Annotated in this window: 24 protein-coding genes; 22 read left to right on the top strand and 2 right to left on the bottom strand. The window is 58.7% G+C overall.

The genetic code is table 11. From position 1 onward, the window contains the following. Positions 1-57: 57 nt before the first annotated feature. From fliD to PQR62_RS05750, 6 genes are all read left to right on the top strand, one after another. Positions 58-2,076: a flagellar filament capping protein FliD gene (gene fliD, locus PQR62_RS05775; RefSeq protein WP_408155684.1), complete on the top strand. Its 2,019-nt coding sequence runs from the start codon at positions 58-60 to the stop codon at positions 2,074-2,076. 37 nt (positions 2,077-2,113) lie between these two features. Then, on the top strand, positions 2,114-2,569 hold the full coding sequence (gene fliS / locus PQR62_RS05770) for a flagellar export chaperone FliS (RefSeq protein ID WP_408155682.1): 456 nt from the start codon (positions 2,114-2,116) through the stop codon (positions 2,567-2,569). A 2-nt stretch (positions 2,570-2,571) separates the two neighbouring features. After that, positions 2,572-2,907 carry a flagellar protein FliT gene (locus tag PQR62_RS05765; RefSeq protein ID WP_408155680.1) on the top strand — a complete coding sequence of 112 codons (336 nt, stop codon included), beginning with the start codon at positions 2,572-2,574 and terminating at the stop codon, positions 2,905-2,907. Between the two features lie 2 nt (positions 2,908-2,909). Next, positions 2,910-4,067 carry a flagellar hook-length control protein FliK gene (gene fliK, locus PQR62_RS05760; RefSeq protein WP_408155678.1) on the top strand — a complete coding sequence of 386 codons (1,158 nt, stop codon included), beginning with the start codon at positions 2,910-2,912 and terminating at the stop codon, positions 4,065-4,067. Continuing rightward, complete coding sequence (locus tag PQR62_RS05755; protein WP_408155676.1) at positions 4,051-4,347, top strand: EscU/YscU/HrcU family type III secretion system export apparatus switch protein; 297 nt, start codon at positions 4,051-4,053, stop codon at positions 4,345-4,347. Before fliK ends, PQR62_RS05755 begins: the two co-directional genes overlap by 17 nt. Positions 4,348-4,439: 92 nt before the next feature. Beyond that, positions 4,440-5,198, top strand: coding sequence for a flagellar brake protein (locus PQR62_RS05750; protein ID WP_408155674.1), 759 nt, complete (start codon positions 4,440-4,442; stop codon positions 5,196-5,198). A gap of 218 nt (positions 5,199-5,416) precedes the next feature. On the opposite strand, the gene fliE is transcribed toward PQR62_RS05750, so the two are convergent. Then, positions 5,417-5,773: a flagellar hook-basal body complex protein FliE gene (gene fliE / locus PQR62_RS05745; protein WP_408155672.1), complete on the bottom strand. Its 357-nt coding sequence runs from the start codon at positions 5,771-5,773 to the stop codon at positions 5,417-5,419. Between the two features lie 255 nt (positions 5,774-6,028). Here fliE and fliF point away from each other — a divergent pair, with 255 nt between their 5' ends. The 9 genes from fliF (at position 6,029) to fliN (ending at position 14,995) form a co-directional block, all read left to right on the top strand. Further along, positions 6,029-7,807 carry a flagellar basal-body MS-ring/collar protein FliF gene (gene fliF, locus PQR62_RS05740; RefSeq protein WP_408155670.1) on the top strand — a complete coding sequence of 593 codons (1,779 nt, stop codon included), beginning with the start codon at positions 6,029-6,031 and terminating at the stop codon, positions 7,805-7,807. After that, positions 7,800-8,795, top strand: a complete 996-nt coding sequence (gene fliG / locus PQR62_RS05735) for a flagellar motor switch protein FliG (RefSeq protein WP_408155668.1) — start codon at positions 7,800-7,802, stop codon at positions 8,793-8,795. Before fliF ends, fliG begins: the two co-directional genes overlap by 8 nt. A 76-nt stretch (positions 8,796-8,871) precedes the next feature. Then, complete coding sequence (gene fliH, locus PQR62_RS05730) at positions 8,872-9,576, top strand: flagellar assembly protein FliH (protein ID WP_408155666.1); 705 nt, start codon at positions 8,872-8,874, stop codon at positions 9,574-9,576. A gap of 112 nt (positions 9,577-9,688) precedes the next feature. Next, positions 9,689-11,095, top strand: coding sequence for a flagellar protein export ATPase FliI (gene fliI, locus PQR62_RS05725; RefSeq protein WP_408155664.1), 1,407 nt, complete (start codon positions 9,689-9,691; stop codon positions 11,093-11,095). A 36-nt stretch (positions 11,096-11,131) separates the two neighbouring features. Next, a complete protein-coding gene (gene fliJ, locus PQR62_RS05720; RefSeq protein ID WP_408155662.1) occupies positions 11,132-11,572 on the top strand; it encodes a flagellar export protein FliJ in 441 nt (146 codons plus the stop codon). Between the two features lie 29 nt (positions 11,573-11,601). Beyond that, complete coding sequence (locus tag PQR62_RS05715) at positions 11,602-12,846, top strand: flagellar hook-length control protein FliK (RefSeq protein WP_408155660.1); 1,245 nt, start codon at positions 11,602-11,604, stop codon at positions 12,844-12,846. 152 nt (positions 12,847-12,998) lie between these two features. Next, positions 12,999-13,526, top strand: coding sequence for a flagellar basal body-associated protein FliL (gene fliL, locus PQR62_RS05710; protein ID WP_408155658.1), 528 nt, complete (start codon positions 12,999-13,001; stop codon positions 13,524-13,526). A gap of 6 nt (positions 13,527-13,532) precedes the next feature. Continuing rightward, positions 13,533-14,537 carry a flagellar motor switch protein FliM gene (gene fliM, locus PQR62_RS05705; protein ID WP_408155656.1) on the top strand — a complete coding sequence of 335 codons (1,005 nt, stop codon included), beginning with the start codon at positions 13,533-13,535 and terminating at the stop codon, positions 14,535-14,537. A 2-nt stretch (positions 14,538-14,539) separates the two neighbouring features. Beyond that, entirely contained in the window at positions 14,540-14,995 is a 456-nt protein-coding gene (fliN, locus tag PQR62_RS05700) for a flagellar motor switch protein FliN (RefSeq protein ID WP_408155654.1), read from the top strand. Here the strand turns inward: fliN and PQR62_RS05695 are convergent. Beyond that, complete coding sequence (locus PQR62_RS05695) at positions 14,958-15,263, bottom strand: hypothetical protein (protein ID WP_408155653.1); 306 nt, start codon at positions 15,261-15,263, stop codon at positions 14,958-14,960. The two genes, fliN and PQR62_RS05695, sit on opposite strands and share 38 nt — an antisense overlap. On the opposite strand from PQR62_RS05695, the gene fliO reads away from it, so the two are divergent. From fliO to PQR62_RS05660, 7 genes are all read left to right on the top strand, one after another. Next, positions 15,229-15,573, top strand: a complete 345-nt coding sequence (gene fliO, locus PQR62_RS05690; RefSeq protein WP_408155651.1) for a flagellar biosynthetic protein FliO — start codon at positions 15,229-15,231, stop codon at positions 15,571-15,573. The genes PQR62_RS05695 and fliO overlap by 35 nt on opposite strands. 52 nt (positions 15,574-15,625) lie before the next feature. Then, the gene (gene fliP / locus PQR62_RS05685; RefSeq protein ID WP_408155749.1) at positions 15,626-16,393 is read left to right on the top strand and encodes a flagellar type III secretion system pore protein FliP; all 768 of its coding nucleotides are present in this window, start codon (positions 15,626-15,628) and stop codon (positions 16,391-16,393) included. A 9-nt stretch (positions 16,394-16,402) separates the two neighbouring features. Continuing rightward, the gene (gene fliQ / locus PQR62_RS05680) at positions 16,403-16,672 is read left to right on the top strand and encodes a flagellar biosynthesis protein FliQ (RefSeq protein ID WP_408155649.1); all 270 of its coding nucleotides are present in this window, start codon (positions 16,403-16,405) and stop codon (positions 16,670-16,672) included. A gap of 190 nt (positions 16,673-16,862) precedes the next feature. Then, positions 16,863-17,666, top strand: a complete 804-nt coding sequence (gene fliR / locus PQR62_RS05675; protein ID WP_408155648.1) for a flagellar biosynthetic protein FliR — start codon at positions 16,863-16,865, stop codon at positions 17,664-17,666. Between the two features lie 302 nt (positions 17,667-17,968). Beyond that, positions 17,969-19,189 (top strand): efflux RND transporter periplasmic adaptor subunit, encoded by a 1,221-nt coding sequence (locus PQR62_RS05670; RefSeq protein WP_408155646.1) that lies wholly within the window; start codon positions 17,969-17,971, stop codon positions 19,187-19,189. An 8-nt stretch (positions 19,190-19,197) separates the two neighbouring features. Further along, positions 19,198-21,156: a MacB family efflux pump subunit gene (locus PQR62_RS05665; RefSeq protein WP_408155644.1), complete on the top strand. Its 1,959-nt coding sequence runs from the start codon at positions 19,198-19,200 to the stop codon at positions 21,154-21,156. A gap of 89 nt (positions 21,157-21,245) precedes the next feature. Further along, positions 21,246-22,721: an efflux transporter outer membrane subunit gene (locus tag PQR62_RS05660; protein WP_408155748.1), complete on the top strand. Its 1,476-nt coding sequence runs from the start codon at positions 21,246-21,248 to the stop codon at positions 22,719-22,721. The last annotated feature ends 53 nt before the right edge of the window (positions 22,722-22,774 follow it).

The raw sequence follows: 22,774 nt of genomic DNA, 5'->3' as shown, positions 1-22,774 counted from the left end.
CGATGGAACGCTTATTCGATACCGGACAAGATGCACAGTAGAAAACAGGAGTGAAAAATGGCCACCTCTACCGGGACGATTTCAACCTCAGCCGGGCCCCTTGATGTAGCAACCCTCGTTTCGCAATTGATGACAGCGGAAAGCCAGGTTCTTACTCCGCTCACCACACAAGCCAGTAGCTACAACACGCTCATTTCGGCATACGGCAATCTGAAGAGCGCCGTCTCCAGCTACCAGTCGGCACTGACCGCCCTGACTTCGGCCAGCTTCAGCGCACAAAAAGCAAGCGTCAACAATAGCGGCACCGGCACGACACTTACCACGGATCCGTTTACCGCAGACGTCAACAGTGACGACTCGACCAAAATCCTGGCACAAAAAATCCAGTCTGCAGGCTATCCAAGCTCGCAAACCTTTAACGCCGGAGACTCCCTGGCGATCAAGATCGGCACCAACTCGCCGACCTTTATCACGCTGCAGGCAAACTCCACGCTGTCTGGCGTGCGCGATGCCATCAATGCATCGAAAGCAGGCGTAACGGCCTCCATCACGACCGATGGCAACGGTGACCATCTTGTACTCGAATCGAATACCGGGGGCACGGCCAACACCATCAAAGTGACGGCCAACAATAGCTTGTCGACCCTGGCTTACGATGCATCCAGCAGCAATCCAAGCACCGTTACTCAGATTCAGGCAGCGCGTGACGCGACCGCAGCGGCGTCCGGCAGCTATACCATCGCGGTTTCCCAGTTGGCGCAAGCGCAAAAAATTAGCTCGACCGGCTTTGCATCGGGGACGACGTTCGACTCCGGTATTCTGGCGATCAAGACCGGCGACGGTTCGACTGCCATCATCAAGCCGACCAGCAATTCGCTGGCTGGCGTGCGCGATGCGATCAATGCAAGTTCTGCCGGCGTATCGGCAACCATCGTCAGCGATGGCACCAACGATCACCTGGTCATCGCAGCCAAAGACAGCGGCTCGACCAACTCCATTCGCATCACCGGCACCGAGAGCTTCTCTTCGCTGGCATTTGATCCGTCAGGAAAAATCACATCGACCGGCATTACCACCGGTCAGACATTTGACACCAGCACCGGCGGCTTGTCGCTGAAAGTCGGCGACACCACAACCGCCATTTCCTTGAGCGGCACGCCTTCGCTTGCCGACATCAAGACCGCTATCAACAGCGCCAATGCAGGCGTAACAGCCTCGATCACCAATGACGGCACCAACGATCATCTGGTGCTGACGCCAACCGGCAGCAACACCGTTGCGCTGACGGGCACAGGAGACTTTTCAACGCTGACCGGCAGCACCATGGGCCAGTTGTTGACTGCTCAAGACGCAAAACTGAGCATTGATGGCGTGGCGGTGACCAGCAAAACCAACAAGGTCACGGATGCGATTTCCGGCGTGACCCTGAATTTGTCCAAGGTCACTACCTCCTCCGACAACTTCACGCTGAATATAGCCAACGACACGACCGGCGTGACATCTACTGCGACCAGCTTCGTCTCGGCCTATAACACACTGGCCAAGGCGATCGCCGGTATGACAGCCCAAACGCCGTCGACCACATTGGGCACTTCCACCAGCTCTTCGCCCCTGGCCAGCGAATCGTCGGTGCAGAACATCATGACGCAGTTGCGCAGCACGCTGTTCGGCACGGTTGACGGAGGCAATGGCATCAGCACGCTGTCCGATATCGGCATTTCCTTCCAGAAAGACGGAACGCTGGCACTGGATTCGACCAAACTGTCGACTGCCGCCACCAATAATTTTGCCGGCATCAATAACCTCTTTACATCAACCAATGGTATTGTGACCAAGCTGCAAGCGCTGGTGACCAATATTCTGAGTGACGATGGTATTATCGCGACCAAAACGAATGGTTTGAAAGCCAGCCTGAAGATCAACACGGATCGTCAGACTGCCATCAATACCCGTCTCAGCAACATGAAAGACGCGTACACCACGCAATTCAACACATTGAATGTCACCTTGGCTAGCATGAATGCTACGCAAAGCTATCTGACACAGCAGTTGGCCAACTTGCCGAAGGCCAGCTGACCTAGTCAAATAGTCAATTCGCACGCGGGAGAATGTAATGTTCGGAACAATGAAACGCGGCGCCAACGCCTACGCCAATATCGGCGTGGAAACAGGCGTGATCGCCGCGAGCCCGCACAAACTGATTTCGATGCTGTTCGACGGCGCCCTGGTTTCGATCGCAATGGCCAAGAAATACATGAGCGCCGGCGACATCAAGAACAAGGGCGAATCGATCACCAAAGCCATTCTGATCATCGACAACGGTTTGCGCGCCAGCCTGAACAAGAATGTCGGTGGTGAAATCGCGCTGAATCTGGACGCGCTGTATGAGTACATGAGTCGCCGGCTGTTTACTGCCAACACCAGCAACGACCTTCAGATTCTGGACGAAATCCATGGCCTGCTGGATGAAATTCGCGGCGCATGGGAGCAGATCAATCCAGACGGATATTCCGGCGCTGCGCAAAACATCAACGCCGACACCAGCAACCCCAGCTACGCGAAAGCCTGAACATGAATGGCGAAGAAGTCATCGGACTCTACGAATCGATCGCTCAATTGACCGATCAGATGCTGGCTGCCGCACGCGTGGGCAACTGGGAACAACTGTCTGCACTTGAGTCGGAGTGTGAGGGCTATATCAAGACCCTCAAGCAAAATGAATCAGAAGTCACACTGACCGAAGACAAGCGTACGCGCAAGATCGATATCATCAAGAAAATCCTGGAAGATGACCGCGACATCCGCAATCTGACGGAACCGGGATTGAAGCGTCTTTCAGCGCTGATTCACAACAATAGCAACGAACGCAAACTGGCTCAGACCTACGGCGCTAATCAAGGGGGCTGATCGTGCTGCCACTGGCCGACGCAACCAGCTATGTCAAGCCCGTCGCCCCGGTAGACGCTGCAACTGCAATCGTTTCGATTGCAGACACCAAGCAGGAAGCGGTCAGCCGTCTTTCGCAAATTGCGATCGGCCAACAGATGCAAGGCCGCATCCTGTCGAACTTCAACGACGGCACCTATCTCGTCCGCATCGCCAATACAGCGGCACGCATGGTGCTACCGGCCAATGCCAAGACAGGCGATTCGCTGATGCTGACCTTGGTTGCCAAGGATCCGCGTCCAACCTTCTCCATCGTAGAAGGCAGTCACCAGCAAGACGAAGAAAGTGCAGCCGTGTTGCTCAGCAACGCCGGCCGCGCCATGCAGAAGGACCTGAAATCCCTGCGCTCGGCTCAGCAAGGCGGCACCGGCCAGGTCGCCGAAAATCCTCAACTTCCCGATGCGACCGGCAAAAGCGGCCAAGGAGCCCCCCTCTCCAGCACTAGCACCTCACTCAGCTCCGCCGGCAAACTGATCAGCACCCTGCTGCAAGCTTCGCAAGAAGATGGCATTGCCAATCACATCGTCACGACAGGCGCCCTGGCGCCGGCCGGCGCCAGCAGCACACAACTGGCCGGCGCGCTGCACGACAGCCTCGCCTACAGCGGCGTTTTCTATGAGTCGCACGTCGCGGCCTGGAGTGAAGGCAAGCGTCCGGCGGAAGAATTACTGAAAGAACCTCAGGCTCAGGCTGCCAAATTGCTCGCACCCGGCACTGTGCTGGACCAACAGGATCCGGCGCACACGCAATTGGGGCAAATTATCAATGTGCAGCTCAATACGCTGGAGCAACAACGCATCGTTTGGCAGGGCGAGGCATGGCCGGGCCAGCCCATGGAATGGGAAATCAATCAGGAACAGAATTCGGGCCACAAGCAAGATAACGCCGACGAATCAGCTCCCACCTGGCATAGCGTGGTGCGCTTCAACTTCGAACATCTCGGTACGGTAGCGGCATCCATACGCCTGATCGGGCAGCAGATCCATGTACAGATCCGCACCGACAGTGAGCAAGCAAGCAATGCCCTGAAGACAAATAGCCGCATGTTTGCAGACTCCATGGCTGCGGCAGGCACTTCTCTCGACTCTTTAATGGTGAAGCAAGATGGAGAAGAAGCCTAATACTGCCCCTCTGATCCCGATGCAGACCGCAGTGGCCCTGGCTTACAATGCCAGTCAGGTTGCTCCGAAAGTGGTAGCCAAAGGCAGCGGGCTGGTAGCGGAAGCGATCATCAGCAAAGCACGCGAAAGCGGTGTATTCGTGCATGAATCAAAAGAGCTGGTTTCATTGCTGATGCAGGTAGAACTCGATCAGCAGATTCCACCAGCGTTGTACCGCACGGTCGCCGAGCTTCTGGCATGGCTTTATCGTATTGAAAATATGCAATTAAACGAGCAGTAATGTATCATACGGGGTTAATTCAAACGAAGAACAAACCCCGGGGATAAGCGAGCTTATCTCGCGAATTCAGACGTAGGACGCAAGACGCACAGATGGCCACTAACGACGAAATTCATGACGAAGATTCTCCCTACCGTGTTCACTCGCGTAGAGAAATCGTCTCTTTGCTGACCAGCATGATGGAACGCAATCAGCTGCTGAGTCTGCTGATCAAGGGCGGTTCGGAATCCGTAATTACGTCGATTCTGGAAATCGATGAAGACGACGATTCTGTCGTTTTCGATGCAGCCCCGAGCGCCATGCTGAACGAAAGCATATTGCAGAGTTCGCGCATTGCATTCGAAGCGCTGTACAACAATATCCGCATCACTTTTACCAGCGAGAAGGCGCATCAGTGCGTTTATCAGGAACGCCCCGCACTCAAGATCACGATTCCTCCTAGCGTGGTTCGCCTGCAGCGCCGCGAATATTTCCGGATTGCCACGCCGATCGCCAAACCGCTGCGTTGTACCTTCCGCGTGACCAGACCCGACGGCTCTTTCGACACCATTGTTACGCTGCTCAACAATATCAGTGCCGGCGGCATCGGCATTACCGATGAAAAGAAACTGCTGGATCCTACCGTTGGCCGCATCTACGAAGATTGCCAACTGGAAATGACGGACAACACGCTGGTATCGGTGAAGTTGCAGATTCGCGATTGCAAGGAAGTCAAACTGGCCAGCGGCAAGACCGTAAATCGCTTCGGTTGCGAGTTCATCGACATACCACGTGCGGTTCTGGCGGCAATTCAACGCTTCATCACCAAGCTGGAGCGCGAACAGAATGCCAAGGCTTCTGGAATGATCTGATTTTCAACCCCGCACAAACAAAAAAGCCCGCAGATTGCGGGCTTTTTTTTGCATCGGCGACAATTATTCGGGCACATCACTCGAACGACACAAGGAAGCAACACAGAATGAGGCGCCGCACCGTATACAAGCGACTTAAAAGTCCGCCCCTCCGCTACCGCCACCCCGCGCGCCAAGCAATCAAAGCCAGCGCGGGCGAGCAGAAACCCACAACAGATCTACACTTGCATGGTCATGATGTCGCGATAAGCAGAAACCAGCTTGTTGCGCACCTGGATGCTGGTCTGAAAAGAAATACTCGCCTTCTGGCCGGCAATCATCACATCCGACAAATTCACGCTGTTGTCGCCCAACGCGAAGCTCTGGGACATCTTGGCGGCCGCCTTCTGGGAATCATTCACCTGGTCCAGCGAAGACTTCAGCACGTCGGCGAAATCCACCCGGGTCGCAGCCTTTTCGCCCTGGGCAACCGAGGCCGCCGGCTCGACATTGCCCTGTGCGCGGGCCGCTGCCGCCTTCAATTGCGCGACCATCGCCTCAATTCTGCTGGTATCAATTACAGTGCTGCTCGCCACGATTCACCTCGCCGATCAAGTCAAATTACGCTGCCCGCCATCGCGTCCGCAATGACGGTTTGTATAGCAGAACCTTATCATGGGAGCATTTACAACTAGTAACAATAAGGGGGGAATTTGCCATTCTGTTCAAAAGATCAAAATCTTCGGCTCACCGGACAATCCAGACTAGGGAAAAATCCTATTCAAGGACAGGGAAGCAGTGAAGAAAGTTATTTTTAGCTCGGCATCCGAGAATTCGATCAAGAGGACATCATGGCGGTAGCAGCCGACGGCACGCTCACCAGCGACGGCAATGCAACTGCCAACAACGATAACTCCGTTGGCAGCGATAACGCGCTCACTACTCAGGCTGCGCCTCGCGGCATAGCCGGTTACGCCAATACTCCGCAAGGCCGGCGCGTCATGCTGATGGTTGCAGCCGCAGCTGTCGTAGCGCTGATGATCGGCATCTGGATGTGGAGCCAGAAGGTCGAGTATCGCGTCCTGTTCTCCAATTTCTCTGATCGCGACGGCGGCGCAATTGTCGCTTCGCTGCAGCAGATGAACGTGCCCTACAAGTACTCGGAAGGCGGCTCCGCCATTCTGGTGCCTGAAAACATGGTGCATGATGCTCGTCTGAAACTGGCTTCGCAAGGCTTGCCCAAGGGCGGCAACGTCGGCTTCGAGCTGATGGAAAACCAGAAGCTGGGCATTTCCCAATTCCTCGAGCAGGTCAACTTCCAGCGCGCGCTGGAAGGCGAACTGGCCCGCTCGGTACAATCCATTTCTTCGGTGCAAACCGCCCGCGTCCACCTGGCGCTGCCCAAGGCATCGGTCTTCGTGCGCGATCAGCAAAAGCCGACCGCCTCGGTGGTGCTGAGCCTGTACGCCGGCCGCATGCTCGATCAGCAACAAGTCAGCGCCATTGTTCACCTGGTCGCCAGCAGCGTACCGGAACTATCGCCTAAATCGATCACCATCGTCGATCAGAATGGCAATCTGCTGTCCGACACCACCAAACAGCAAGCCGCAGGCCTCGATCCGACTCAGTTGAAGTATGTCCAGGATCTGCAGCAAGACATCGTCAAACGCGTCGAATCGATCATCGCGCCTATCGTCGGCAACGGCAATGTGCGTGCCGAAGCGACTGCCGACGTCGATTTTTCGCGCACCGAACAAGCCGCCGAAAGCTACAAGCCGAACCAGACGCCTGACAGCGCAGCGGTGCGCAGCAAACAAAGCAGCGAATCGCAGAACTCGTCGAACAGCACCTCCGGCGTACCGGGTGCACTGACCAATCAGCCGCCGGCTCCTGCCACCGCGCCTATCGTCAATCCGCAGGCTGCCAATGCAGCCGCCAACGGTCAGGCTGCTACGCCGAACGGTGCGACGCCGGCGCCGACCACCAGCGGCACGTCGCACAAAGACGCGACCATCAACTACGAAGTCGACAAGACCGTGCGCTACACCCAGCAACCGATGGGCGGCGTACGTCGTCTGACCGTGGCGGTGGTGGTGAACTACAAGCGCTCGCTGGACAACACCGGCAAGGTCGTGATGAAGCCGCTGACCGACGCCGAGAAGACTCAGATCACCGATCTGGTTCGCGAAGCAATGGGTTACAACAAGGATCGCGGCGACTCTCTGAACGTGGTCAATACCCAGTTCAACAGCGAAATGGAACCGGAAGTTCCGCTGTGGAAACAGCCGGACATGATTCAGCTGGCCAAGGAAATCGGCAAGTACGTCTTGCTGGCCGCGGTGTTGCTCTACCTCTACTTCGGTGTGCTGCGTCCTATCATCTGGAAGCTGTCGGGCCGCGAAGAACGCGAACGTCTGGCTGCAGAAAAGGCGGAAGCAGAAGCCGCAGCAGCGATGGCGGCAGGCTACGATCCGGACGATCCGGACGCCATCGTCAACCTGTCCGGCGCCGAAGAAGAGCCGGACGAGCGCGCGGTCTACAAGCAGAATCTGGAAACCGCCAAACAGTGGGCCAAGAACGATCCTAAACTGGTGGCAAGCATCATTAAGACATGGGTGAACAATGAGTAACGACGGCGTTCAGAAGGGTGCCATCCTGATGCTGGCACTGGGCGAAGACGAGGCTGCGGAAGTCATGAAATACCTCGGCCCGCGCGAAGTGCAAAAGCTGGGCGCCGCCATGTCGGCAATGAAAAACATCAGCTTCGAGGAAATCAACGATGTGCTGATCGACTTCGTCGGCGAAACCGGCCAGGCCTCTTCGCTGGGCCTGGATTCCGACGAATACATCCGCAGCGTGCTGACCAAGGCGCTCGGCGACGACAAGGCCACTTCCCTGCTCAACCGCATTCTGGGCGGTCGCGATGCCAGCGGTATCGAAAGCCTGAAGTGGATGGATGCACAATCGGTGGCGGAGCTGATCCGCAACGAACACCCGCAGATCATCGCCACCATCCTGGTCCACCTTGAGCGCTATCACGCCTGCGACATCATCAATAGTTTCACGGAACGTCTGCGCAACGATGTGATCCTCCGTATAGCGACGCTGGACGGTGTCCAGCCCGCGGCCTTGCGTGAATTGAATGACGTTCTGACAAAATTGCTGACCGGCAATGAAAGCCTGAAGAAGCAGCAGATGGGCGGTATCCGCACCGCTGCTGAGATTCTGAACTTCATGTCGGGCGAGAACGAAACTTCGGTCATGAACAATCTGCGCGGCTACGACGAAGACATGGCGCAGAAGATCATGGACGAAATGTTCGTGTTCGAAAACATTATCGATATCGACGGCCGCGGCATCCAGCTGCTGCTGCGCGAAGTGCAGTCGGAATCGCTCATCGTTGCGCTCAAGGGTGCATCGCAAGGCTTGCGCGACAAGATCTTCAGCAACATGTCGCAACGTGCGGCGGAAATGATGAAAGAAGATCTGGAATCGAAAGGACCGGTTCGTCTGTCCGAAGTGGATGCCCAGCAAAAGGCCATCCTGCAGATCGTGCGCCGTCTGTCCGACGAAGGTCAGATTGTTCTCGGCGCCAAGGGCGAAGATGCGTTCATCTGATGGTCGCAAGGCGGCATCAATATGCGCGCCGGCCTTGCCCATGTTTCGCCCTGTTGTTTCAGTTGGAGTTTAAGTAATGCGCGCGAAGAACATCATTCCCAAAGAAGAAATGACGCCTTACCAGCGTTGGGAACTTGCGTCCTTCGACGAGGAACCGCCACAACCCGAACCTCAGCCGGAAGCGGAAGAGGAACTGGGCGAAGAACCGCCGCCGGTGCCGCAGTTGACGGCAGAACAACTCGACGCCATCCGCGAAGCTGCGCGCCAGCAAGGCTATGCCGAAGGCCGTGAGCAAGGCATGCAGGCCGGCCGCGCCGAAGGCTACATGGCCGGATTGCAGCAAGGCCAGTCGGAGGTCAACGAAACCATCCAGCATTTCCGTCAGATCGCCGTCAACTTCGGCGTTGAGGTTTCGCATTGCAGTGAAACCATGGCGCCCGAGATGCTGACTCTTGCGCTCGACATCGCCAAGGCGATGCTCAAGACTGCGCTCAAGGTCAAGCCGGAACTGGTGCTGCCGACTGTGTCCGCCGCCATTCACGCCCTGCCCGTATTGCATTTGCCAGCCTACCTGTTCCTCCATCCGGACGACGCCGCGCTGGTGCGCGAGCATCTGAAGGATGAGCTCGAACAGCACAACTGGAAAATCGAAGAAGACGACTATCTCGAGCGCGGCGGCTGCCGCGTCGAAACCCGCAGCAATCAGATCGATGCCACCGCGCAGACGCGCTGGCACCGCATCGCAGAATCCCTGAGCAAACAGCTCGATTGGCTGGATTGAAGATCATGAATGCGTGCAACGAAGGCTACTGCTCCCCGCCGTTCGCTCACGCTGAAGTCGTCGGCCAGGCATGCCGCCATGGCCATTCGAGCAACTTCAGCGAGGCCGCGCGATGAATTCTCCCATGCCCACCCACAGCAGTCTGTGGCAAGCCTATCTCCATAATTGCAGTAGCCTGGTCAACATGACCGAGCCGACCCAGACCGCCGGCCGCATTACACGGGTGGCCGGTCTGGTGATGGAAGCAGTCGGCCTGAAAATGCCGGTCGGCAGCCCCTGCACCGTTCCCTTGCCGAACGGCACGCTGATTGAAGCCGAAGTGGTCGGCTTTCAGGATGACCGCCTGTTTCTGATGCCGCAAAGCGACGTCGAAGGCATCGTGCCCGGCACCAAGGTATTTCCGGTCGAGCCGGTCAAGCCGCCGCCGCGCACCGGTCCCATCACCTTTACGCCGCGCCGCGCCGATGAGCACAGCCGCCGGCTGCCGGTCGGCGATGAACTGCTGGGACGTGTGCTGGATGGCGCCGGCCGCCCGCTCGACAGCCTCGGCCCGCTGCATACCGAACGCTCCGCTCCGCTTGCCGTGCGCGCCGCCAATCCGCTGTCGCGCGCACCGATCGAAGAAATCCTCGATACCGGGGTACGCGCCATCAACAGCATGCTGACGGTAGGACGCGGTCAGCGCATGGGCCTGTTTGCGGGTTCCGGCGTCGGCAAGAGCGTGCTGCTCGGCATGATGGCGCGCTACACCAGCGCCGACGTCATCGTGGTCGGACTGATCGGCGAACGCGGCCGCGAAGTGAAGGAATTCATTGAGCAGATTCTCGGCACCGAAGGCCTGGCGCGTTCGGTCGTGGTTGCAGCGCCGGCCGATACACCACCGTTGATGCGATTGCAGGGCGCGGCTTACGCCACTGCGATCGCCGAATATTTCCGCGATCAAGGCAAAAATGTATTGCTGATCATGGATTCGCTGACCCGCTATGCGATGGCGCAGCGGGAAATTGCGCTGGCCATCGGCGAACCGCCGGCGACCAAGGGCTATCCGCCTTCCGTCTTCGCGAAATTGCCGGCGCTGGTAGAACGCGCCGGTAACGGCGAGGTCGGCGGCGGCTCGATCACCGCCTTCTACACCGTGCTGACCGAAGGCGATGATCAGCAGGATCCGATTGCCGATGCCGCACGGGCGATTCTGGACGGCCACATCGTGCTCAACCGTCTGCTGGCAGAAGCCGGCCACTATCCTGCGATCGACATTGAGCAGTCGATCAGCCGGGCCATGCACAGCATCACCAGCGATGATCATCAGCGCAAGATGCGCCATCTGAAGCAGCTCTATTCGCGCTTCCAGCGCAGTCGCGACCTGATCAGCGTGGGCGCTTATGCCGCAGGAACCGATCCGGTATTGGACGAGGCTATTGCCTTAATGCCAAGAATCGAAGCATTCCTGCAGCAAGGCATTCATGAGCAGGCCGGTGTTGCCGAGAGTTTGGGGCAACTTACCGCTCTGTTTGAATGATTGAGCCACTGAGCGGAAAAATATAATCTAAGCACCATGGCTACGACCTCTGCCCTCGAGACGCTGATTGAACTGGCGACCAAAGATACCGACGAAGCGACAAAACGCCTCGGCCGGGCGGTACGCGTGAGCGAAGAGGCGCAGCAGAAGTTGAATATCCTGCGACAATACCGCGATGACTACGCGTTAAGGTTTCAGGACAACCTCACCGCCGGTTTGACGGCGATGAGTTTTCGGAATTATCAGTTGTTCCTTGAAAAGATCGACACGGCGATTGCCGGCCAGGAAGACGTAGTGCGCATCACTCAGCAGAAAGTGGCTGAAGCACGCACCGCCTGGCAGGCTTGCGAACGCAAACGGATGTCTTACGACACGCTGCAGACGCGCGCCAAGCAGGCGGAATTACAGCGTGAAAACAAGCGCGATCAGAAACAGACGGATGAGCATGCATCGCGCATCTCGTTTTATAAACGGTAAGAACGGTAAGCACTGGACTGGCGAACATTATGAACACACCATTGGCGCTGTTGAATGTCATTTCAGGCGTGGTCAGCGGCACGCGCTCCTCGGCCCCGCAGGCTGACAGCATGACGGCTGACGTTCCCTTCAACCAGGTTCTGAACAGCCAGGTGAACGGTCGCAACAGCGAAAACCAGTCTAAGGAACAACCGAAGGAAGCCACACCCGCTCCGGCTGCTGCAGCCAAGCCGGCCAGCTCGACCACGTCGACCGCCAGCGCAGATGCGCAGAAGGATGAAGCCAAGGACGAAGAAGATAGCGACGGCGACGATACCAGCACCGCCGCATCGGCACAGATGCTGGCGCTGGTTGCCAATCTGCAGCAGAACGCCGTCAAGCCGGTCGCCGGCAAGGGTGAACAAGGCGAAGACGCGACCTTGCTGGCCAAGTCCGCAGGCAAAAAAGGCCTGAGCGACAAGAGTCTGCTGCAGGACGGCGAACAGGTACAGAAGGACGATGGCAAGGCCGTTGATTTTTCGTCGCTGCAAGACGCCGCCAACGGCAAGACAGCTAAAGCCAAGCCCGTGGCGGAAGCGGTGCAAACCGACGCTGCCGCATCGGCCAAGACGCAAGCCCAGGCGAAGCCTGGTGCAGAACTGCAAACCGACAGCAAGACCAGCGCTCAGCAGCAACCGGATGCATTGAATGCGCGTGCCGTCGAGGTCAAGCCCGCAGTCGAGTTGACCGCCAAGGTCGAGCCCCTGCAAAATACCCCTGCCCCGACCGCCATTCCTGGCCTGCAACAGGCCATGGCAGCCATACAACCGCAAGCAGTGACCGGCGTGCCGGTCGACAAGCTGATGCCGTCGGTCGGCAGCGCCGGCTGGGATCAGGCAGTCGGCCAGAAAGTGGTCTGGATGGTCGCCGGCGGCCAGCAAACCGCTTCGCTGACCTTGAACCCGCCGGATCTGGGCCCGCTGCAGGTGGTCATCCATGTGAACAATTCGCAGGCCGACGCCACCTTCATCACGCAGCAACCTGAAGTCAAGCAGGCGCTTGAAGCGGCCATGCCCAAGCTGCGTGAAATGATGGATCAGGCCGGCATTCAGCTGGGCCAGGCCACTGTCAATACCGGTATGCCGAATCAGCAGCAAGGCGCATCGCAACAGCAGTCGCGCAACGCATCGCGCAGCGGCGCCGATCAGGGTACTGAGGGCGATGCCGAGGTGGCGCTTGCCGCAAGCGGCAACATCACCAGCAGCGGCCAGGGTCTGGTCGATACCTTTGCCTGACGGGTATCAGGCAGCAGAATCAAACGGGGTGAAAGTGGTCAAGGGAACCACGGGGGAGCAGGAATTGAACGTCCGCGCCTGAATAATATTAAATAAGAAATTTTTTTTGCCGTTAAAGCACTACCGCGCAGACGAGTACGAAAGGAAATTAGATGGCGACCAGCCCGAAAGCAAAAGCAGCACCGAAAGGCGCTGAGGCAGCAGAAGCACCAGCGAAGTCCAGCAAGAAAATGTTATTCATCATCATCGGCGTCGTGCTGGTGCTGGTGCTCGGCGGCGGTGCCGCTGCCTTCCTCCTGATGGGCGGCAAGGGCAAAAAAGCCGATGCCGAACATGCGGAAGAAAAGGCTGAATCGAAAACGCCTGTATTCGTCGTGATCGAGCCGTTCGTCGTCAATCTGCAGCAAGAAACCGGCGACCAGTTCCTGCAAGTCGCGATGACATTACAAGTACCGAGCGCTGAAACCGCCGAATCGCTCAAGCTTTACATGCCGCAAGTACGCAGCCGTCTGCTGATGGTCCTGTCGAGCAAGAAGGCATCCGAATTGCTCACGGGCGAAGGCAAGCGCAAACTGACGGACGAAATCGTTGACCAACTGGGTGAACCGTTCTCCGGAAACGGCAAGGGCCCCGTCATCAATGACGTCTTTTATACATCTTTCGTGATTCAACAGCAGTAAGAGACCATGGCCGAGCACTTTCTCTCACAGGAAGAAGTCGATGCCCTATTGAAGGGTGTGACCGGGGACGAAGACGAAGAAAAAGTCGTCGAAGAAGTCCCCGGTACGGTTCGCACCTACAATCTGGCAACGCAAGAGCGCATCGTCCGCGGACGCATGCCCACGCTGGAAATCATTAACGAGCGTTTTGCGCGGCTGTTCCGCATCGGCCTGTTCAATTTCATTCACCGCACCGCCGAAATTTCGGTGGGCCCGGTAAAGGTTTCCAAGTACAGCGAATTCATTCGCAATCTGGTGGTGCCGACCAATCTGAACCTGGTCCACATCAAGCCCTTCCGCGGCATCGGACTGATCGTGTTCGATCCGCAATTCGTGTTCCTGCTGGTCGACAACATGTTCGGCGGCGACGGCCGCTTCCACACCCGCATCGAAGGTCGCGAATTCACGCCGACCGAGCAGCGCATCATCATGCGCGTGCTGGAAATCGTCTTCGAAACCTATGCCAAATCCTGGGAACCGATCTATCCGATCGAATTCGAATTCATCCGTTCGGAAATGAACACCCAGTTCGCCAACATCGCGACCCCGAATGAAGTGGTGGTGTCCACCACCTTCACCGTCGAGCTCGGTCCGGTGAGCGGTGAAATTCACGTCTGCACGCCCTACTCGATGATCGAGCCGGTGCGCGACCGCCTCACCAGCAGCATGCAGGGTGAAGCGCTGGAAGTGGACAAGCGCTGGATCCGTCTGATGAAACAGCAGATCCAGACCGCTGAAGTGGAAATGATCGTCAATTTCGGCACCGCCCGCGTGACCTTTACCGACTTGCTGAATATGGAAGTCGGAGATGTCATCCCGCTGCAAACAGCCAAGACTGTTAATGCACAGGTCGATGGCGTGCCTGTGATGGAATGCAGCTATGGCAAATTGAATGGCCAATATGCTTTACGCGTAGAAAAGCTGCTCTCCATCACGCAACATGAAACACCCGAAAGCTTTCAAGGAGATTAGCAATGGCTGAAGACAATGTAGAAGGTCAATCCGCGGCCGAAGACGATCCATGGGGCGCGGCACTGGCCGAGCAGACCGAAGCCGAAGAGTCGCAGAAAAAAGGTCAGATGGAGGATGATGCCGGCATTACGGCACAACCGGCCGCTGCCACCATTTTCAAGGATCTGAGTTCGAGCGATATTCAGACCAATACCCCCAACGACATCGATTTCATTCTCGATATCCCGGTTCAGCTGACAGTCGAACTGGGTCGCACCAAGATCGCCATCAAGAACCTGCTGCAGCTGGCGCAGGGCTCGGTGGTGGAACTCGACGGCATGGCCGGCGAGCCGATGGACGTGCTGGTCAACGGTTGCCTGATTGCCCAGGGCGAAGTGGTGGTGGTCAACGACAAGTTCGGTATCCGCCTGACCGATATCATCACGCCAGCAGAACGCATCCGCAAACTGAATCGATGAAACGATTGAAGGCAGCATCCAGCCTCAGCGCACCGGCAGCAAAGCTGGCAAAGGCGCTGAGGCTGGGATTCGCAACAAGCGTGGCGGCCGGCATGCAAACGCTGGCGTTGGCGGCGGATGCAACGGTCAGCGGCCCCGGAGCTGCAGCGGCAGTTACAGCTCCGGCAACACCGTCAGCAACGACGGTCGCAGCCAACTCTTCCATGCCGTCGCCGACCGGCAGCGTCTTTACCATGATGCTGGGGTTGATTGCGGTGCTGGCCATCATGGCCGCCATTGCCTGGCTGTTCAAGCGCGCCGGTCTCACGCAAGGTCTCTCCGGCAATTCGGCGGCAAAGATCATCGGCGGCGTCAGCGTCGGCACGCGCGAACGCGTGATGGTGATCGAAGTCGCAGATCAATGGATCGTGGTCGGCGTTGCGCCGGGCCGCGTCAACGCCCTCGCCACCATGCCGCGCCAGGAACACGCCGCGCCGGCCAATACTCCGGTGGGCGCCGGCTTCTCTTCATGGCTCAAGCAGACCATGGATAAACGCAATCAAGGTCATCAAGGCAACAGCAGTGGCAGCAACTCCTGAACTTCATTCTTCCCGTTCCTCCGATATGACGCCGACCAAGTTCCTGCAGCGCATGTTGCGGGCAGTCTCGTCCGTGCGCCTCACTCAGCTGTTGCGCCTGTGGCCGGTCCTGATCGTGTGTCTGCCGCTAGCGGCTTCGGCGCAGCAAGGCATTCCAGCCTTCACCAGCACGCCCACCGCCGGCGGCGGCCAGTCGTACACGCTGCCGATCCAGACGATGGTGCTGCTCACCTCGCTGTCGTTCATTCCTGCGGCCTTGCTGATGATGACCTGCTTTACGCGCATCGTCATCGTGCTGTCGCTGCTGCGCCAGGCGCTCGGTACGCAATCGACGCCACCGACCCAGGTGCTGGTCGGGCTGTCGCTGTTTCTGACCTTGTTCGTGATGGGTCCGGTGTTCGACCGCATCTACACTGAGGCCTATCAGCCCTTCTCTGAAAACAAGATTCAGATGATGGAGGCGATGGAAAAAGGCGCCGCGCCGCTCAAGGAATTCATGCTCAAGCAGACCCGTGAAGCGGATCTGGCGCTGTACGTCAAACTGTCGCGCGGACCTGCGCTGCAAGGCCCTGAAGATGTGCCGCTGCGGGTATTGATTCCGGCCTTCGTCACCAGCGAGCTGAAAACCGCTTTCCAGATCGGCTTCGCCATCTTCATCCCCTTCCTGATCATCGACATGGTGGTCGCCAGTATTCTGATGGCGATGGGGATGATGATGATGTCGCCGGCCATTGTGTCCCTGCCGTTCAAACTCATGCTGTTCGTGCTGGTGGATGGCTGGCAGTTGCTGATCGGTTCGCTCGCGCAAAGTTTTTACTGAGGAATTCAGATGACTCCAGAATCAGTCATGACGCTCGGCCGTCACGCCATGGAAGTGACCTTGATGATCGCTGCCCCGATGCTGGCGACCGCGCTGATCATCGGCCTGGCGGTCAGTATTTTCCAGGCCGCAACCCAGATCAACGAAGCCACTCTGTCCTTCATCCCCAAGCTGATCGGCGTGTTTCTGGCGCTTATCATCGCCGGCCCCTGGATGCTTACCATCATGCTGGACTACATGCGCGAAATGTTCGGCGGCATCCCGGCCATGGTGCAGTGAAGTCGGCAAGAACATCGCTGTCAGTCCTGCCGCGCCGCCCTCAGGCGGCGTTCTTGATTGAGGCTGCGGCAATGCTGTCCGGCTTCGTCGCGATCATTGCTCCTGCAAGCGGAACTGCAACTGCTGCCGCCCTTCTGCTACGCGCCGTTTTCCTGCCTCATCGCATCGCCCTCTTCGCCATTTGCCGTCCATGATCAACGTCACCAGCGCCCAGCTCTACACCTGGATAGCCATGTTCATCTGGCCGCTGACGCGCATCCTCGGCCTGATCGCGACGGCGCCTCCATTCGGCAGCGCGAGCGTGCCGATGCTGGTGAAAATATTGCTCGGCGTAGTGATGGCGCTGGTCATCGCGCCCGATGTGCCGGTGCCGCCGGCGCTGGACCCGATGTCCATGTCGGGCCTCATGATTCTGTTGCAGCAAATGCTGATCGGACTGAGCATGGGCCTGGCGATTCGCATCGTGTTTGCCGCCGTCGAAATGGCGGGCGAACTGATCAGCTCGACCATGGGCCTGGGTTTCGCCGCCTTCTTCGACCCGCAGACGCAGGGCCGTACGTCGGCCATCAGCCAGGTGTTCTCGCTGCTGGCGACCATGGTATTTTTGAGCATCAACGGCCATCTGGTGTTGCTGGCCGTGATGGCGGAAAGTTTTCATACGTTGCCGATCACCGCTACGCCCAATACCGCCGAAGGCTTTCATCAGCTGGCGCTCTGGGGCGCTCGCATATTCAGCATGGGCCTGCAACTGTCGCTGCCGATGCTGATCGCTCTGCTGATCACCAATCTGGCGCTGGGCGTGCTGACGCGCGCAGCGCCGCAGCTGAATCTGTTCGGTATCGGATTTCCGATCACGCTGCTGGCCGGCTTCGTGCTGATTGCCATTGGGCTGCCTTACATGCTGACGCCGATGCAGCACTTCATGAGCGACGGCATCGAGATGATGCGCATGCTCGGTTCGGTACCAACCATCGGAGCCCCGGTCAAACCCTGACCCCTGCCTGCATGAGAAAACACCGACGTAACCAAGCGCTTCGGTGGCACATCTGTAACAGCCAAATGCGGCAAGTTCTCATCTTGCCCGCTCACATTTTTGCGAGGGCAGGCTATAATCGCCGCTCACTTCCCAGCATCCACTGCAGAAGACGCAGCTAACATCTTTTAAAGTTTCCCCTACTATCATTTACAGCGGTGAAACAAAAATTTTGCGCGTCTTAACAATTGCACAGCCAGGCACCGGGCACACTCTCGCACTGAGTTTCATCCTCTGCGCGGATTTCCGCCGTCTACATTCGTATGCATATCAAAATACTAAAAAACAAGAAGTACCTCGCACTTGCGTTCATCGCCATCGTCGTCGCCGGGCTCATCGCCCGCAAAGTATTGGCGCCGCCGCCGGCCCCCGCCTATCTCACCGCGAACGCCAACGTCGCCGACATCCAGGACACCGTGATGGCCAGCGGTACCGTCAAAGCCTATAAGCAGGTCAGTGTCGGCTCGCAGGCCTCGGGCCAGATCAAGTCGCTCAAGGTGGCGCTCGGGGATCAAGTCAAGAAGGGCCAGCTGATTGCCGAAATCGATTCGCTGACGCAGGCCAATACGCTGCGCACGCAGGAATTCTCGCTGGAAAATCTGCGCGCCCAACTGCGTTCGAAAGAGATCACGCTGAAGCAGGCGCAACTTGCTTACGAGCGCCAGAAGACCATGCTGGCGGGCGACGCCGCCTCGCGCGAGAACTACGAAACGGCTGATGCCACGCTCAACACCACCAAGGCCGATATCGAAGCGCTGAAGGCGCAGATCGACGGCGGCAAGATCGCGGTGGATAACGCCAAGGTCAACCTCGGCTATACCAAGATCACCTCACCGATCGACGGCGAGGTAGTCGCCATCGTCGCGCAGGAAGGCCAGACCGTGAACGCCAACCAGAGCACGCCGACCATCATCAAGGTGGCGCGCATGGATACCGTCACCATCAAGGCGCAGATTTCCGAAGCCGACGTGGTGAAGGTCAAACCCGGCCAGGCGGTCAATTTCACCATCCTCGGCGCGCCGGACAAACCTTACACCACCACACTGCGCTCGATCGAGCCGGCGCCGGATTCCATCCTGCAGGACGATACCTCGACCACCTCGACGAGCTCCTCATCGTCGAGCAGTTCAAGCTCGACCGCCATCTATTACAACGGTCTGCTGGACGTGCCCAATCCGGATGGCAAGCTGCGCATTTCGATGACGACTCAGGTCTACATCGTGCTGGCGGAAGCCAGGAACGCCATCGTGATTCCCTCCACCGCACTCGGCGAAAAGCACAAGGACGGCAGCTACAGCGTGCATGTGATGGATGAGGCCGGCCAGGTGCAGGCACGCAGCGTGAAGATCGGCATCAACACCAATGCCCAGGTGCAGATCACCGAAGGTCTGAAAGCCGGAGAAAAAGTCATCACCGGCAGCGCCGGCGGCACGGCCGCCGATAGCCAGACATCCGGTCGCCGCGGTCCGCCGCCCATGATGTAAGGCGCGGCATGACGACACCATTACTGGACATCAGCGAGCTGCAGCGGGATTTCCCCGCCGGTGAAGGCACCATCACGGTGCTCAAGAACATCAATCTGCGCATTCACGCCGGCGAGATGGTCGCCATCGTCGGCGCCTCGGGCTCGGGCAAATCGACGCTGATGAATATTCTCGGCTGCCTCGACAAGCCGACCTTCGGCAGCTACCGCGTGGCCGGGCGCGAGACCGGACAACTGTCGCCGGATGAACTGGCGCAACTGCGGCGCGAACATTTCGGCTTCATTTTTCAGCGCTATCACCTGCTGTCGGACCTGAACGCGCAAGGCAATGTGGAAGTGCCGGCGGTGTATGCCGGCAAGGAAAGCGGCGACCGCCGTCTGCGCTCGGCCGAGCTGCTGCGCCGGCTCGGCCTGGCGGATCGCATGCACCATCGCCCCGGCCAGCTTTCCGGCGGCCAGCAGCAGCGCGTGAGTATCGCGCGCGCGCTGATGAACGGCGGCGACGTGATTCTGGCGGATGAGCCGACCGGTGCGCTCGACAGCCACAGCGGGCAGGAGGTGATGAACATCCTCAAGGAGCTCAACGCCGAAGGCCACACCATCATCATCGTCACCCACGATATGCAGGTGGCGCAGCATGCGCGCCGCATCATCGAAATCAGCGACGGCGCCATCATTGCCGACCGGGCTCAGCCGGATGCGGCAGCAGCGCCGGCGCCGCCGGCGCTGGTCAAACCGGTTCAGGCGCAGGCCAGGCCATGGCGCGCCAATCTGGATCGCCTGAAAGAAGCCTTCCACATGTCGCTGCTGGCGATGAATGCGCACAAGCTGCGCAGCTTCCTGACCATGCTCGGCATCATCATCGGCATTGCGTCGGTGGTGTCGGTGGTGGCGCTCGGCGCCGGCTCGCGCGAGCGCATTCTGAAAGACATCAGTTCGATGGGCACCAACACCATCGACATCTTCCCCGGCGCCGATTTCGGCGATATGAAATCGGCTGCGATCAGAACCCTGGTGCCGGCCGATGCCTATGCTCTGGCCGAACAGAATTTCGTCGACAGCGTGACGCCCAGCGTCGCCACCTCGTCGTCGGCGCGTTACGGCAACATCTCGGTAACGGCTACCATCAATGGGGTCGGCGAGCAGTATTTCCGCGTGCGCGGCCTGGAGTTCGAACTGGGACAGAGCTTCAACCAAGACAGCGTCACGCGCCGCACGCAGGACGTGGTGATCGATGCCAACACGCGCGTCAAGCTATTCCCCAATGGCAGCAATCCGCTCGGTGAAGTGATCTTCCTGGGCAGCGTGCCCTGCCGCATCATCGGTGTCACCAAGAAGCGCGAAAACGGTTTCGGCAACAACGACTCGCTCAATGTCTGGATCCCCTATACCACAGCGATGAGCCGTTTGCTGGGACAGAACTATCTGAAGGGCATCACGGTGCGCGTGAGCGATCAGGTCTCCACCGCGGCCGCCGAGCAAGGCATCGTCAACCTGATGACGATGCGCCATCGGACCAAGGACTTCTACGTTTTCAATACCGACAGCATTCGCCAGACCATAGAAAAAACCACCGCCACGCTGACCTTGCTGGTCTCGCTGATCGCGCTGATTTCACTGGTGGTCGGCGGCATCGGCGTGATGAATATCATGCTGGTATCGGTCACCGAGCGCACGCGCGAAATCGGCGTGCGCATGGCGGTCGGCGCGCGCCAGAGCGACATCATGCAGCAGTTCCTGATTGAAGCGGTGCTGGTGTGCCTGGCCGGCGGTCTGCTGGGCGTATTGCTGGCGCTGTCCTTCGGCCTGCTGCTGTCCTATCTCATCAGCAATTTCACGATGGTGTATTCGACCACATCGATCATCACCGCCTTCACCTGCTCGACCCTGATCGGCGTGGTGTTCGGCTTTCTGCCGGCGCGCAACGCCGCCCAACTGAATCCAGTCGACGCACTGGCCAGAGAATGAAAAATTCAATCATGCAAGCAATCGACATGCCGTCATTCCAGTTAGATCAAACACCGCAGCTCTCTGTGCCGCGCTTCGCCTTGCACCGCATGAGCCTGCGCCTGGCGCCGCTGGCGCTGGCGCTGACGCTGGCCGGCTGCGGGTCTCTGATGAAGACACCCTATGAGGCGCCGCAGACGCAGATCCCGGCCAACTGGAGCAATCGCACCGCCGAGCAGGAGGTCTCCGCCGACCAGTGGTGGAAGCAGTTCGGCGATGCCGAACTGAACCGGCTGATCGACGAAGCGCTGCGCAAGAACAATGATCTGGCGGTGGCGGGCATCAAGGTGCGGCGCGCGCAGTTGACTGCCGGGCTGGCTGACGATGCGCGCGTGCCGGCGCTGAGCTCGAGCACGTCCACCAGCGGCAACAAGAATCTGCGCGGCAATCACAGCAGCTACCAGTCCAGTTCGGCCTCCGTCACACTGAGCTACGAAGCGGATCTCTGGGGCCATCTGGACAGCGCCTATGACGCCAAGAAATGGGAGGCGCTGGCGACCGAGCAGGATCGTCAGAGCACCGCGCTGACGCTGATCGGCACCACCGCCAACCTGTACTGGAACGGCGCGTATCTGAGCCAGCGCATCGCCGTGAGCGAAGAAAGCATGGCTTACGCGCAAAAGACGCTGGACCTGATCAACACGCAATACAAGGCCGGCGCGGTCTCCACGCTGGAAGTGCTGGAAGCGCAGCAAAATCTGATTACCCAGCAATCCAGCCATACCGAATTGCTGCAGCAACAGGTGGAAAACAATAACGCGCTGGCGATCCTGTTCGACAGCCCGCCGGGCAAGACCCGCATGCTGCCGGACCGCCTGCCGCAATATCCGCTGCCCAATCTGCAGGCGGGCTTGCCGGCCGATCTGCTGGCGCGTCGGCCAGACCTGCGCGCGGCTGAGCTGCGCCTGCGCGAATCGCTGTCGACTGTGGATGCGACACGCACGAGCTACTATCCGACCTTGACCCTGACCGGCTCGGTCGGCGGCAGCAGCGATGCCTTGCGCAATGTCTTGCAGAATCCGATAGGAACGCTGGGCGCGGGACTGGTGCTGCCCTTCCTGCAGTGGAACGAGATGAAGCTGAATGTGAAGGTGTCGCAGGCCGATTACGAAAGCGCCGTGGTCACTTTCCGGCAGACGCTGTATTCAGCCTTGAGCGATGTCGAAAACGCGCTCTCGGCACGCCAGCAATACGCGACGCAGGAGCAACTGCTGATCGCCAATCTGAAGGCAGCGCAAGGCGCGGAACGCTTGTATGAATTACGTTACCGGGCCGGCTCGGTTACGCTGCAATCCTGGCTGGATGCACAGGAAAAACGCCGCACCGCCGAGACCTCGCTGGCCGAAAACCGCCTCAATCGCCTGAAGAATCAGGTGACGCTGTATCAGGCGCTGGGGGGCGACATGCAGACCAATACTGAGAATGGGATGAACGGCACCTCGCCTGCACAAGCGGTGCAGATGCAAGGCCGTTCGGATCGCGACGATTCGCTGAACAAGGGGCTGCACACCAGCGGCAAATCCTGAGGCCGGCACTCCCCCTGCGGTCGGCACTGCGGCGCAGTACCGGCCGGTCGAAC

It is taken from the genome of Herbaspirillum lusitanum, from assembly GCF_046025995.1.
GTDB classification, from domain to species: Bacteria; Pseudomonadota; Gammaproteobacteria; order Burkholderiales; family Burkholderiaceae_D; genus Herbaspirillum; species Herbaspirillum lusitanum_A.
This window is presented reverse-complemented; position numbering and strand designations above follow the sequence as displayed.

What these genes read in the sequence shown, in the direction of transcription:
- PQR62_RS05755 (WP_408155676.1), top strand. Translation starts at nt 4,051, where the DNA reads ATGGAGAAGAAGCCTAATACTGCCCCTCTGATCCCGATGCAGACCGCA.
- PQR62_RS05695 (WP_408155653.1), bottom strand. Translation starts at nt 15,263, where the DNA reads ATGATGGCCAGCACCGCAATCAACCCCAGCATCATGGTAAAGACGCTG.
- PQR62_RS05670 (WP_408155646.1), top strand. Translation starts at nt 17,969, where the DNA reads ATGCATATCAAAATACTAAAAAACAAGAAGTACCTCGCACTTGCGTTC.
- fliH (WP_408155666.1), top strand. Translation starts at nt 8,872, where the DNA reads ATGCGCGCGAAGAACATCATTCCCAAAGAAGAAATGACGCCTTACCAG.
- fliD (WP_408155684.1), top strand. Translation starts at nt 58, where the DNA reads ATGGCCACCTCTACCGGGACGATTTCAACCTCAGCCGGGCCCCTTGAT.
- fliR (WP_408155648.1), top strand. Translation starts at nt 16,863, where the DNA reads ATGATCAACGTCACCAGCGCCCAGCTCTACACCTGGATAGCCATGTTC.
- fliI (WP_408155664.1), top strand. Translation starts at nt 9,689, where the DNA reads ATGAATTCTCCCATGCCCACCCACAGCAGTCTGTGGCAAGCCTATCTC.
- PQR62_RS05750 (WP_408155674.1), top strand. Translation starts at nt 4,440, where the DNA reads ATGGCCACTAACGACGAAATTCATGACGAAGATTCTCCCTACCGTGTT.
- fliM (WP_408155656.1), top strand. Translation starts at nt 13,533, where the DNA reads ATGGCCGAGCACTTTCTCTCACAGGAAGAAGTCGATGCCCTATTGAAG.
- fliP (WP_408155749.1), top strand. Translation starts at nt 15,626, where the DNA reads ATGTTGCGGGCAGTCTCGTCCGTGCGCCTCACTCAGCTGTTGCGCCTG.
- fliS (WP_408155682.1), top strand. Translation starts at nt 2,114, where the DNA reads ATGTTCGGAACAATGAAACGCGGCGCCAACGCCTACGCCAATATCGGC.
- PQR62_RS05665 (WP_408155644.1), top strand. Translation starts at nt 19,198, where the DNA reads ATGACGACACCATTACTGGACATCAGCGAGCTGCAGCGGGATTTCCCC.
- fliJ (WP_408155662.1), top strand. Translation starts at nt 11,132, where the DNA reads ATGGCTACGACCTCTGCCCTCGAGACGCTGATTGAACTGGCGACCAAA.
- PQR62_RS05715 (WP_408155660.1), top strand. Translation starts at nt 11,602, where the DNA reads ATGAACACACCATTGGCGCTGTTGAATGTCATTTCAGGCGTGGTCAGC.
- fliG (WP_408155668.1), top strand. Translation starts at nt 7,800, where the DNA reads ATGAGTAACGACGGCGTTCAGAAGGGTGCCATCCTGATGCTGGCACTG.
- fliO (WP_408155651.1), top strand. Translation starts at nt 15,229, where the DNA reads ATGATGCTGGGGTTGATTGCGGTGCTGGCCATCATGGCCGCCATTGCC.
- PQR62_RS05765 (WP_408155680.1), top strand. Translation starts at nt 2,572, where the DNA reads ATGAATGGCGAAGAAGTCATCGGACTCTACGAATCGATCGCTCAATTG.
- PQR62_RS05660 (WP_408155748.1), top strand. Translation starts at nt 21,246, where the DNA reads ATGAGCCTGCGCCTGGCGCCGCTGGCGCTGGCGCTGACGCTGGCCGGC.
- fliL (WP_408155658.1), top strand. Translation starts at nt 12,999, where the DNA reads ATGGCGACCAGCCCGAAAGCAAAAGCAGCACCGAAAGGCGCTGAGGCA.
- fliF (WP_408155670.1), top strand. Translation starts at nt 6,029, where the DNA reads ATGGCGGTAGCAGCCGACGGCACGCTCACCAGCGACGGCAATGCAACT.
- fliQ (WP_408155649.1), top strand. Translation starts at nt 16,403, where the DNA reads ATGACTCCAGAATCAGTCATGACGCTCGGCCGTCACGCCATGGAAGTG.
- fliN (WP_408155654.1), top strand. Translation starts at nt 14,540, where the DNA reads ATGGCTGAAGACAATGTAGAAGGTCAATCCGCGGCCGAAGACGATCCA.